This window comes from Dactylosporangium maewongense, assembly GCF_039531485.1.
Taxonomy (GTDB): domain Bacteria; phylum Actinomycetota; class Actinomycetes; order Mycobacteriales; family Micromonosporaceae; genus Dactylosporangium; species Dactylosporangium maewongense.
On the sequence record NZ_BAAAQD010000001.1, the window covers coordinates 977,495 to 989,296 of the forward strand.

Below are 11,802 nucleotides of genomic sequence, written 5' to 3' on the forward strand. Positions count from 1 at the left end.
CCGCCTCCATGGTCTCAGCCGACCGGCTCGCCGAGCAGGTGGCCGATCACATCCGCGGCCAGATCGTGCGCGGTGAGCTCGCAGACGGTGCCCCGCTGCCCAAGTCGGAGGAACTCATCCAGCGCTACCCGGTGAGCATGCCGACGTTCCGCGAGGCGATGCGCATCCTGGAGGCGGAAGGCCTGATCACGGTCCGCCGGGGACGGCTCGGCGGTGCGGTCGTGCACCGGCCCTCCCCGGCGAACCTCGGCTACAACCTCGGCCTCGTCCTCGCCGCGCAACGCGTCGGCATCGACGACGTCGCCACCGCGCTCCGCCACGTCGAGCCGGCCTGCGCCGCCCTGTGCGCAGGCCGGCCCGACCGGGCCGACACCGTGGTCCCGCGGCTGCGGGCGCTGCACGAGGAGTATCTGGCCCGCATCGACGACCTGGTCGAGGTCGTCGGCGTGTCCCGCCGCTTCCACGAGGCCCTCGTCGGCCTGTGCGGCAACCCGCCGCTGATCGTGCTCGCCGGGGCGCTGGAAGCCCTGTGGTCCAGTCACGAGCAGGACTGGGCCACCCGCATCCGGGAGACCACTGGCGTACCACTGCGCGAACGCCGCGCGGCCGGCGAGGTGCACGGCCGGATCCTCGCGCTCATCGAGCAGGGCGCCGCCGACGAGGTGCACCGGCTCGTCACCGAGCACCTGACGTCCGCGCAGCGCAACCCCAGCCCGGCCGGCCCGTCCGCCGTCATCGACGCGGCCCTGATCCGCCGGCAGCCACGCGGGTAGCGGAGGTAACGGCCTTTCGAACGCGGTTGGATCGCTGGCCTTTCGACACCCGCATGCGGTGCGATGCAGTTGTAGGACCGCCCGCCGAACCCGGGTGCGTCGGGTGGAGGCACGATGGTGGTCATGGAGCGTGCGGGGTGGGACCGGTCCGTGAGACGACGGACCAGCCGGCGGTGCTCCGCGGCAACCTGAGCCGCACGCTGCGGCACATCCGCGCCAGCGGGCCGCGGTCCCGGGCCGCGATCGCCGCCGGCCTGCACAAGACGACCGTGTCGAGTCTCGTCGAAGAGCTGCTGAGCCGCCGCCTCGTCCGTGAGACCGGGCTCGAACGGTCCGGCGTCGCCGGTCGCCCGGCGCGCAGGGTGGCGCTGTCACCTGAGCTCGGCGCGGTCCGGGATCGAGATCAACATGGACTACCTGGCGGTGCACGGCTGCTACCTGACCGGCCGGACGGGTCGTCGAGCGACGGGTCGGCTTCGACGCGCAGGGTCGCGACGTCGAGACCTGCCTGGCCGATCTGGCCGCCGCTCGCACCATCGCGGAACTGACGGATCATGGTGTGACCCCGGTGCAGCACTGACCGCGGCGGAGGAGACACAGCGACGCCGGGAACCACACGAGCTTCCGCTTCTCGCAATGTCTGACCGACAACGGAATCCGGCCGTCCATGGGGCCCGTCGGCGACTCGTTCGACAACGCACTGATGGAGTACTTCTGGTCGACCCTGAAGATCGAACTGGTCCATCGCACCAGCTGGCGAACCCGCGACCAGGCAGGCTCCCCCGGTGGTGTTGTACGCGGTGATGCGCATCCCTTGCCGGGGCCAGGACCGGCGTACCTGCAGGCGGAACCAGCCGCGGGCGTAGCTCACGACGAGGCGGTACACGGCGCTGGCCGCGGCGGTCGCCGGACGGTGTGCGGGGTTGAGGTCATGGCTGCTGGGGAGTGAGGACCTCCGTCAGGTCGCGGAGCATCTCGGAGGCGGTGACGGGGTCGAGGGCGTCGAACGTGCGGGTCAGGGTGCGTGGGGCCCAGGTGCCCCGCGGGTGGTCGTTGAGCCAGATGGTCCTGAGCTCCTGGTCGGTGAAGATGTCGTGGGCGCCGATCGGGATGCCGGGGTCCAGGTCGATGACGATGGCGCGGTTGTCCGGGGCGGGGCGCCAGATCCAGCACTGCACGCCGGCGTCCTGGGGCTCGCCGCGTCGCCAGCCGCGGCGTTCCAGGCCGAGGAGGGTCTTCGTGGGGACCTTCAGGTCGGTGAACCTGGCGAGGCTCGTCGACGCCCGCTCCGACGCGGTCAGTGTGTGCACCGCGCGGCCCAGCTGCACGAAGGGCTGGAGGATCTCGTAGTCGGCGAACAGCGACACCCAGGCGGGCAGGTCCGCGCCGAGCAGGACGGGGTGGGCGAGGGCGACGGCCGCGGTGGGCGGGAGGGTGAACGAGTCGTCGGCGGCGTCGGCGAAGGTGCCGTCCTCCGCGACACGGAAAGCGGTCACGCCGAACGTGGTCATGCCACCGTTGTCCGCGGCGGCGGTGGTCGCGTCGACGCTGGGCTCGGTCGGAAGGAGGGTGGCGGTCCACACGAGGCGCCGGGCGATGTGCCGCAGCAGCGGGTGCGCCACGACGTGGTCCTGGAACGATGCTGCCGTCCAGTGGCGCCGGCTGACCATCGCGGCCTCCAGGCGGCGGATCTGGTCGGCGGCGATGGTGCGGACGTCCTTCTTGAGGGCGGTGTAGCGCTGGTACGCGGCGGGCGCCAGCTCCTGGTCGTCGCGCGCCCCCGGCTTCGGCAGGTCCTTGCGCGGCGCGCCGCCGTCCGCGGTGACATAGGGCTTGAGCTGCTCGTCGAAGCCGACCACGAACTGGCGAGGCCCGTAGTCCAGCAGGAGGGAGCCGGAGGCGTCGAGGCCGAGATCGGGGACCAGGCGGTCGGCGAGCTGCTCCTCGGTGAGGCCGAGCGAGGCGGCGACCTCGGCGACCTTCTCCGTCGCCCGCTCCTTGAGGCCCTTGAACTTGGCCTTCTGCGCGATCCCGCTCAGGTGCGCCAGCGCGAGGTCGGAGCCGATGCCGGCGAGGACGTCCAGGCCGGTGACGGCCTTCGCGTGGCCGCCTTCGCCGGGCCAGGCGCGGATCACGGGGGAGAGGCGGCGGACGGTGTCGTCATCGCCGAGCCACTGCAGGGCGAGCAGGGGCCACGGCTCCTTCGGCGGGGCGCCGACCGACTGCCACTGGGTGAACACGACCCAGGCGAACTGGGCGAGGGAGCGGCGGTCGAGCTGCTCGACGACGAGCGGCACGCCCGCATACACCTCGTCGGGGCGGGAGATGGCAAGCATCGTGCACAGGTGGCGGGCCGGCTCGTCGCCGAGGGCGGCGGAGCGGTCCTTGAGCAGGATGCGGGGCATCAGCGAAGGGTCGGCCCAGGCCGGCAGGTCGGGGATCTTCGCCGGCAGGACGTCGAGGGTGCTGCCGCCGAGCAGCGCGTCGAGCGCCGCAGCGGCGTCGGGGCCGAACGAGGTGCCGGCGGCGAGGACCTCGTCGCGGTGCCGGACCGCGAGCATCCGCAGCACCTCCTCGGCCGCCTGCCGGTCCGGGCCGGTCGGGCCCACCGCGGCCGGGGTCAGCGCCCGGGCCGCATACGCCGGGTGCCGGTCGAGCCAGGCGAGCACGAGCGCCCGCAGCGACTTGAGCCGCCGCAGCGAGCGGGCCATGTGCGTGGCGACCTCGGGCGAGGCGAACGGCAGCAGCAGCTCGGTGCACGTCCCGGCCTGCTTGTCCGCGAGATGCAGGGCGGCCGGCAGCGCGGCGAGCCCGAAGCGGGCGGCGATCGGCGGGAACCACTGCGGGGCGTCCCAGATCCGCTGGGGGCGCCAGTCGGGCAGCAGCTCGGCGACCACGTCGTCGGGGGCGGTCAGCATGAGCGTGACCTCGTGGTGCCCCTGCAGGGCGCCGGCGCGGTAGTGCCGCACCGCGGTCTCGATGGAGGTGTCGAGGGCCCACCAGGTCGCATTCGGCACGCGCCGCGCGGCCCACGCGTCCCGCTCGCCCGGCGCCCAGTCGAGCACGGGCTCGGCGGTGAAGCCGAGGCCGGGGACGACCTGCGGCCGCGAACGCGGGCGCCGCACCGTCCACGGCGGGGTGACCAGCAGCTCCGGCAGCGCCGGCGGCGACGCCAGGGGCACGGCGCTGTCGTCGGCCAGGATGGCCTCGACCCGCGCCTGCGCGGCGGGCGGCAGAGAGACGCCGGCGGTGAGGTCGCGGTGCGAGAGGACGTGCACCCGCAGCATGTCCTGCGCGGCCCGGCCGGCGTCGGCGGCGAGGATGCGCAGCGCCCGCTCCGGGAAACGGCGGGCCGCGTCGAGGGCGGCGAGCGGCACGTACTTGCGGTCGAGGCGGGTGACCAGCCCCGCGAACGCCTCGTCGGTCGGGAACAGCGCCAGGGCGCTCACGAGCCGCTGCTGGATCTCGGCGTCGACGTTGCCCGTGTCCAGCCACTCCAGCAGGTGCGGCGTGACGGCGGGTCCGGTGCCGTCCACGGCGGTCGCGAGGGCCTCAGTGTCGCGGGCGAGCCACCAGCCGCCGGAGGCGGGCGCCGCCGCGGCCAGGTGCGCGCTGCCGGACGCCGCGCACCACAGCAGCTTGGCCCGGTAGTTGTCGGTGATGCCGGCCAGCTCCGCGGCGACGCCGTCGACCCAGTCCCGCTGCGTGGGGACGAGGAACGCGGCGGCGGCCCGCCGGTAGGCCGAGTGGTCCCGGTGGCCGGCGAGCATCGCGACCACCGCGGCGTGGTCGTCGTCGGACGCGACCGCCAGCGCCGCCCTGACCCGCCCGGCGAGCGCGACCCAGTGCGGGAAGTAGCCCCAGCCGGGCAGGGTCCGCCATGTCACCCGCGCCGGCACCTGGACGCTGTTGTGCATGTAACCGCCGGTGTCCAGGTCGACCGCCTCCACCGTGGCGGCAGCGGCGAACAGCAGCCCCCGCGAGGGGATCCACAGGTCGGCGAGCCGGGCCAGCCGGCCCGTGTCCTTCCACGCCACGTAGGGGGCGACGAGCGCCGCCACCACCCCCGCGCCGGCGGCAGGGCCGCTGGAGGGGTCGGCGAGATACGCCCGCGCGGGCGCCACGAGCGAAGGGTCGCTGTCGGGATGGTCGAGCCGGGCGTCGATCATGCCCCGCGCAGCGGCGATGAGCTCCGTCCCCCGGGCCCGGTCGTGCTTCAGTGCGGGCCCAGGGGTGCCGCCCCGGCGGGGGATGAACACTTTGCGCCAGGAGGCCGGAAACTCGAGATCCACGCCGACACACTAACGACGAGGTACGACAATAACTCAGGCGCCGACGTACTCCGCCAGATGCTGCCCGGTCAGCGTTGAACGTGACGCCATGAGCGCGGCGGGCGTCCCGGTGAACACGACCTGCCCGCCGTCGTGCCCCGCCCCCGGCCCGAGGTCGATGATCCAGTCGGCGTGCGCCATCACGGCCTGGTGGTGCTCGACCACGATCACCGACTTGCCCGCGTCCACGAGCCGGTCGAGCAGCCCCAGCAGGTGCGACACGTCCGCGAGGTGCAGGCCCGCGGTCGGCTCGTCCAGCACGTACACGCCGCCCTTGTCGCCCATGTGCGTGGCCAGCTTCAGCCGCTGCCGCTCGCCGCCGGACAGCGTCGTCAGCGGCTGCCCGATCGTCAGGTACCCGAGCCCCACGTCGACCAGCCGGCCGAGGATCACGTGCGCCGGCGGCGTGTGCGCGTCGGTCCCGGGGCCGAAGAACTCGAACGCGTCGGCGACCGACATCGTCAGGACCTCGCTGATGTCGCGGCCGCCCAGGTGGTAGTCGAGGACCGACGCGTCGAAACGCTTGCCCTCGCACACCTCGCAGACGGTGGCGACGCCGGCCATGACCACCAGGTCGGTGTAGATGACGCCGTTGCCGTTGCAGTTGGGGCAGGCGCCCTCCGAGTTGGCGCTGAACAGCGCGGGCTTCACGCCGTTGGCCTTCGCGAAGGCCTTGCGGATGGGTTCGAGGAGGCCGGTGTACGTCGCGGGATTGCTCCGCCGGGAGCCGCGGATCGGGCTCTGGTCGACGGACACGACGTCGCCGAACGCGGGAACGGATCCGTGCACCAGTGAGCTCTTGCCGGAGCCGGCCACCCCGGTGACGACACAGAGCACGCCGAGCGGGATGTCGACGTCGACGTCGCGCAGGTTGTGCGCGTTCGCGCCGCGGACCTTGAGATACCCGGACGGCGACCGCACGTCGGGCTTCAGTGCGACACGGTCGTCGAGGTGCTTGCCGGTGAGCGTACCGCTGTTGCGAAGGCCCGGCAGGGTGCCCTCGTAGCAGATCGTGCCGCCCCCGGAGCCGGCGCCCGGACCGAGGTCGACGACGTGGTCCGCGATCGCGATCGCCTCCGGCTTGTGCTCCACGACCAGCACCGTGTTGCCCTTGTCGCGCAGCCGCAGCAGCAGGTCGTTCATCCGCTGGATGTCGTGCGGGTGCAGGCCGATCGTGGGCTCGTCGAACACGTACGTGATGTCGGTCAGCGGCGAGCCGAGGTGCCGGATCATCTTGACCCGCTGCGACTCGCCGCCGGACAGCGTGCCGGAGGGGCGGTCGAGCGACAGGTACCCCAGCCCGATCTCGACGAAGGAGTCCAGGGTGTGCCGCAAAGCCGCGAGCAGCGGCGCGACCGACGGCTGGGATGAAGACAACGAGCTGACCCACGACGCCAGGTCGCTGATCTGCATCGAGCACGCGTCGGCGATGTTCCTACCGTCGATCTTCGACGAGCGGGCCTCCTCGCTGAGCCGGGTGCCGCCGCACTCGGGGCAGACCCCGAACACGACCGCCCGCTCCACGAACGCCCGCACGTGCGGCTGCAGCGCGTCGACGTCCTTGGACAGCATCGACTTCTGGATCTTCGGGATCAGCCCCTCGTAGGTCAGGTTGATCCCGTCGACCTTGATCTTCGTCGGCTCCTTGTGCAGCAGGTCGTTGAGCTCCCGCTTCGTGTACTTGCGGATCGGCTTGTCCATGTCGAAGTAGCCGCAGCCGCTGAAGATCCGGCCGAACCAGCCGTCCATGCTGTAGCCGGGGATCGTCAGCGCGCCCTCGCTGAGCGACTTGCTGTCGTCGTACAACTGCGAAAGATCGATGTCGTTGACCTTGCCGCGGCCCTCGCAGCGGCTGCACATGCCGCCCGTGATGCTGAACGCGCGGCGCTCCTTGATCGTCTGGCCGCCCTTCTTGACCGTGACGGCGCCGGCACCGCTGATCGAGGCGACGTTGAACGAGAACGCCTGCGGCGAGCCGATGTGCGGCTGCCCGAGCCGGCTGAACAGGATGCGCAGCATCGCGTTGGCGTCGGTGGCCGTGCCGACGGTCGAGCGGGGGTCCGCGCCCATCCGCTGCTGGTCGACGATGATCGCGGTGGTCAGCCCCTCGAGCACGTCGACGTCGGGCCGGGCGAGCGTCGGCATGAACCCCTGCACGAACGTGCTGTAGGTCTCGTTGATCAGCCGCTGCGACTCCGCGGCGATCGTGCCGAAGACGAGCGAGCTCTTGCCCGAGCCGGACACGCCGGTGAAGACCGTCAGCTGGCGTTTCGGGATCTCGATGCTGACGTCCTTGAGGTTGTTCACCCGTGCGCCCCGCACCCGGATCAGCTCGTCGGCCATCACATCTCCCTCTGTCGTCGGCTCCCGTCCACGCTAATCCGATCTCGTCGGACCGACTTCTCGATTCCTGATCTGATCGCGCGTGGAGGCGCCGTGAGTTTCACACGCCGCTGGCCTCAGCGATCCGGCCGACGCCGGCGAGGAGGTCCGCGACGGTGTGCGACCGCACGGCCGGCAGCGGCCCGTCGGCAAACCGCCCGGCGACCACCCGCACGTGCTCCTCGGCGGTGCCGGCCAGCCCGTCGTACACGGCGGTGAACACCTCGAGGGCCGCCGCGCGCGGCCAGCGGGCCGGCAGGAGGGCCACCGGCAGCCGCGGGTCCAGCACGGCGAAGCGCCGGTAGGTGTCCATGACCTCGGTCCGGGCGCGCACCGCGTCGGCGCCGCCGACCCGCCGGGCGGTGACATCCGGCAGCAGCGGCCGCCACCGCCGCAGGAAGGACTCGTAGTGCGCCGCGATCGCCGCGACGTCCCAGGCCCGCAGCGGCTCACGGCCGGTCATGGCGCCGAGCTCGACGTGCCGGGCCCGGAACACGGTGACCGCGCCCGGCGCGACCCCGGCGACCTGCGCCGTGGAGGCCGGCGTCAGCGGGTGCGGCGAGATCCACAACCCGTCGTACAGCGGCGCGTACCCCAGCCACCGTAGCTGACCTCGCAGCGCCCGCCGGCGCGTGCGCTCCTGCTGCGGCAGGGAAAACGCGATCAGCGTCCACCACCCGTCCCAGGGCTCGGCGGCCGCCGCGGACCGCACGATCCAGCGCCCGCCCTCGGACAGGTGGGCGACGGCGGCCGGCGCGAGCCGGTACGAGCTGTGCCGCCCCTGCCGGCTGCCGTGCAGCACGCCGCGGCGGGCAAGCCGGCTGATCGCGGTGCGGGCGCCGGCCTCGCTGACCCCGGTCTCGGCGAGCAGCGCCGCGATGGCCGCCGACGGCAGCCAGGCGCCGGTGCGCATGGTGTAGTCCGCGAGCAGGGTCACCGCCAGGCCCTGCGGTGCGGGGCCGGACTGCCGTCGGGGCAGCCGGACCGCCGCGGCGTCCTCGTCCGGGAAGATCTCCTCGATGTCGAACGGGCTGGACACGCGACCTCCGGCGGTAGAGCGGGACCGGTCGACTGTAGCGAATCTCGTCGATTGACACTTGTGATGACCGGAGGCACACTAAGTGCCGCGCATGGTTCGGGAGCCGCGCTGTCCTCGTCGATCCGATCGATCGATCTCACCCACGGGCCGTGACACGGGTCGCGGCATCGGAGGAGATGGCGCATGCACATCACCTGGAAGCTCCTGATCGCCCCCGCCGCGGCGGTCCTCGCCGCCGGCCTGAGCCTGGTCGCCCTGCGACCCGCCTACGCGGCGACCCTCACCGAGGTCACCAACTTCGGCGCGAACCCCGGCGGCATGCGGATGCACGTGTACGTGCCCGACACCCGCCCCGCCAACCCGGCGATCGTCGTGGCCATGCACGGCTGCGGCGGATCCGGGCCCGGCTTCTACGCAGGCAGCGAGTTCGCCTCGCTCGCCGACCGGCACGGCTACATCGTGATCTACCCGACCGCCACCCAGCAGGCCGGCTTCGGCAACTGCTTCGACACCTGGTCCGACACCGCCAAGCGGCGCGGCGCCGGCAGCGACCCGGTCTCGATCATCTCGATGGTGACCTACGTCCAGCGGCAGTACGGCGGCGACCCGAACCGGGTCTACGCCACCGGCAGCTCCTCCGGCGGCATGATGACCAACCACATGCTCGCCCTCTACCCGGACGTGTTCAAGGCCGGCGCGGCGTTCATGGGCGTGCCGTTCAACTGCTTCGCCGGCGCCGCGGACTACCCGCCCGGCAGCAGCCGCTGCACCGGCAACGGCGGGCTGGACCGTACCGCGCAGCAGTGGGGCGACGCCGTACGCCAGGCGTACCCCGGGTACGCCGGACCCCGCCCCCGCATGCAGCTGTGGCACGGCACCAACGACACCCTCGTGCCGTACCGGCTGCTGCAGGAGGAGATCGAGCAGTGGACCGACGTGTTCGGGCTGAGCCAGAACCCCACGTCGACGGACACGCCGCAGTCCGGATGGAACCGCCGCCGCTACGCCGACGCGTCCGGCACGGTCCAGGTCGAGGCGTATAGCATCCAGGGCGCCGGGCACAGCCTGCCCTCCGCCGGCATGGCCGCCTACGCCGTCGCGTTCTTCGGCCTCGCCACGCCCGGCGGCGGCCCCAGCGGCTCGCCGAGCGCCCCGGGATCGGCGAGCCCGTCGGTGCCGCCGGTGTCCAGCCCGCCGCCCGGCGGCACGGCCTGCCGGGTCGCCGACGTGGTCAACCCGTGGAACACCGGGCTGACCGAGAGCATCACGATCACCAACACCGCCGCCACCGCCGTCAACGGCTGGGCGCTGGCGTTCACGCTGCCCGCCGGGCAGACCGTCACGTCGGCCTGGAACGCCACGATCAGCCCCGGCAGCGGCCAGGTGACCGCCCGCAACGTCAGCTACAACGCCGTGCTCGCCCCCGGCGCGTCCACGACCATCGGCTTCCAGGCGACCCACACCGGCAACACCGCCCGCCCGGCCGCGTTCACCCTCAACGGCGCCGCCTGCACGCTCGCCTGACATCCCTGGAGGACCCACATGCAGCTCTCCCGTCGCCGGCCACGACCGCCGCCATGCTGACCCAGTCGATGGACTGGGCCGTCGCGTCGAGGCACTCGCGTCTGCCGCCGCCGGTCGACGATCTGCTGCGCGCTCGCACCCGCGAGCGGACGGCGCTCAGGCGGGAGTGGTCCGGCGGGCCGTCCGTCAACCCGGGGTAGGTCCGGCGGCGTCCAGCAGGCGGCGGCCGATGGCGCGGGCCGTGTGGCGCAGCTCAGGGCCGCCCACGATCCGGAAGTCGCAGGGCAGGGCGGCGAGCTGCTCGGCGTACCACCATGGGTTGCCGGTGGAGCCGATCAGGCGGCACGACGCGTCGTCCAGGGGCTCGAGCCGCCCGAGCGCCGCCGGTACGCGACCCGACAGCTCGCCGAGCGGGCGGTGCAGGACCAGGTCGGCGGTGTACTCCCAGCCGAACGCGAGATGCTCCTCCAGCACCGCGACCGGGTCGAACGGCGTCGGCGGGTCGAAGCGGGTGTCGAGTAGCGCGACGTCCAGCATCCGGTCGATGCGGTACGCCCTGCGCGCGCCGGACGCGTGCGACCAGCAGATCAGGTACCACCTTCCGTGCCGGACGACGACCGACCACGGGTCGACCTCGCCGTCCCACTCGGTGCCGGACTCGTTGCGGTACGACACCCGCAACCGCCGGAAGCCGGCGCACGCCTGCACGAGCGTGGCCGTGATCTGCGGGTCGGGCCGGGCGGCGGCGCGGTCGGGGGCCGGTGCGGTCGCCCGCCGCACCGCGTCGGCCTGCGCGGCGACCTGCTCGGGCAGCGCCCGAACCAGCTTGCCGAGCGCGGCGCCGACCGGGCTCGCCGGGTCACCGGCGTCGTGGTGACCGTCGAGGACCGCCATGACCAGCGCGAGCGCCTCCGCGGCGGTGAACGTCAGCGGCGGCGGCCGCAGGCCACGACCCACCCGGTAGCCACCGTACGGTCCGCGGACCGACTCGATCGGGATCCCCGCGTCGCGGAGCACGGCGATGGACCGCCGCGCTGCCCGCTCCGACACGCCGAGCCTGGCCGCGAGCCGGTCGGCGGTGATGCCCGGGCTCGCCTGGACGAGCTCCAGCGCGAGCAGCGCCCGGGAGGCGGGACTTTCCACGGTCGCCCTTCCGTGAATCCGGACGCGAAACGTCCGGAACCGATCCTACCGTGATCGGCATGATGCTGAACGAGCCACCGCCGGACGCCGGCGAGGCGGAGATGCAGTTGTTCGCCCTCGAACGGTCCCGCGCGCAGTTCGCGTGGAAGGCCGGCGGGCTCGACGAGGCGGGGCTGCGGCGCGCCCAGCCGCCGTCCACACTCACCCTCGCCGGGCTGCTGAAGCACCTGGCGCTGGTCGAGGAGCTGTACACGATCGACTTCACCGGCAGGGCGCCCGGCCCGCCGCTCGACGCGCCCGAGGCGGCCACCGACCTCGACTGGGTGTGGCGCAGCGCGGCCGGGGACTCCGCCGAATACCTCTACGAGCTGTGGCGCGGCGCGGTCGAGCGCTCCCGGGCCGCCATGGCCGAGGCCCTTGCCGACGGCGGGCTCGACCAGCCCGCGAAGTACCGGGCGTTCGACGACGGCAGGCGGCCGAACCTCCGGCGGCTCGTGATGGACCTGCACGACGAGTACGCCCGCCACGTCGGCCACGCCGACCTGCTCCGTGAGGCCATCGACGGGCTCGTCGGCGAGGACCCTCCGCTTTCGTGATCGAAATGCGTAGC

9 protein-coding genes are annotated in these 11,802 nt (G+C 73.0%); 5 read left to right on the forward strand and 4 right to left on the reverse strand.

Annotation, left to right across the window (positions count from 1 at the left end):
• Window positions 1-8 precede the first annotated feature (8 nt).
• A complete protein-coding gene (locus ABD332_RS04430) occupies window positions 9-773 on the forward strand; it encodes a FadR/GntR family transcriptional regulator (RefSeq protein ID WP_344499749.1) in 765 nt (254 codons plus the stop codon).
• A 137-nt stretch (window positions 774-910) separates the two neighbouring features.
• Complete coding sequence (locus ABD332_RS04435) at window positions 911-1,321, forward strand: hypothetical protein (protein WP_344499751.1); 411 nt, start codon at window positions 911-913, stop codon at window positions 1,319-1,321.
• Between the two features lie 381 nt (window positions 1,322-1,702).
• Here the strand turns inward: ABD332_RS04435 and ABD332_RS04440 are convergent, their stop codons facing one another.
• The 3 genes from ABD332_RS04440 to ABD332_RS04450 all read right to left on the reverse strand — a co-directional run bounded on the left by ABD332_RS04440 (window position 1,703) and on the right by ABD332_RS04450 (window position 8,525).
• Window positions 1,703-5,065, reverse strand: coding sequence for a DUF4132 domain-containing protein (locus ABD332_RS04440; RefSeq protein WP_344499753.1), 3,363 nt, complete (start codon window positions 5,063-5,065; stop codon window positions 1,703-1,705).
• Window positions 5,066-5,098: 33 nt separating this feature from the next.
• On the reverse strand, window positions 5,099-7,447 hold the full coding sequence (locus tag ABD332_RS04445; protein ID WP_344499755.1) for an excinuclease ABC subunit UvrA: 2,349 nt from the start codon (window positions 7,445-7,447) through the stop codon (window positions 5,099-5,101).
• Window positions 7,448-7,547: 100 nt separating this feature from the next.
• Entirely contained in the window at window positions 7,548-8,525 is a 978-nt protein-coding gene (locus ABD332_RS04450) for a PaaX family transcriptional regulator (RefSeq protein WP_344499757.1), read from the reverse strand.
• A gap of 183 nt (window positions 8,526-8,708) precedes the next feature.
• Between ABD332_RS04450 and ABD332_RS04455 the strand changes: the two genes are divergently transcribed.
• Window positions 8,709-10,049: an extracellular catalytic domain type 1 short-chain-length polyhydroxyalkanoate depolymerase gene (locus ABD332_RS04455; RefSeq protein WP_344499759.1), complete on the forward strand. Its 1,341-nt coding sequence runs from the start codon at window positions 8,709-8,711 to the stop codon at window positions 10,047-10,049.
• A gap of 53 nt (window positions 10,050-10,102) precedes the next feature.
• Entirely contained in the window at window positions 10,103-10,249 is a 147-nt protein-coding gene (locus ABD332_RS04460; protein ID WP_344499761.1) for a hypothetical protein, read from the forward strand.
• On the opposite strand, the gene ABD332_RS04465 is transcribed toward ABD332_RS04460, so the two are convergent.
• Window positions 10,236-11,192 carry a helix-turn-helix transcriptional regulator gene (locus tag ABD332_RS04465; protein ID WP_344499763.1) on the reverse strand — a complete coding sequence of 319 codons (957 nt, stop codon included), beginning with the start codon at window positions 11,190-11,192 and terminating at the stop codon, window positions 10,236-10,238. The two genes, ABD332_RS04460 and ABD332_RS04465, sit on opposite strands and share 14 nt — an antisense overlap.
• Before the next feature lie 59 nt (window positions 11,193-11,251).
• Between ABD332_RS04465 and ABD332_RS04470 the strand changes: the two genes are divergently transcribed.
• Window positions 11,252-11,788, forward strand: a complete 537-nt coding sequence (locus ABD332_RS04470) for a mycothiol transferase (RefSeq protein ID WP_344499765.1) — start codon at window positions 11,252-11,254, stop codon at window positions 11,786-11,788.
• Window positions 11,789-11,802: the final 14 nt, after the last annotated feature.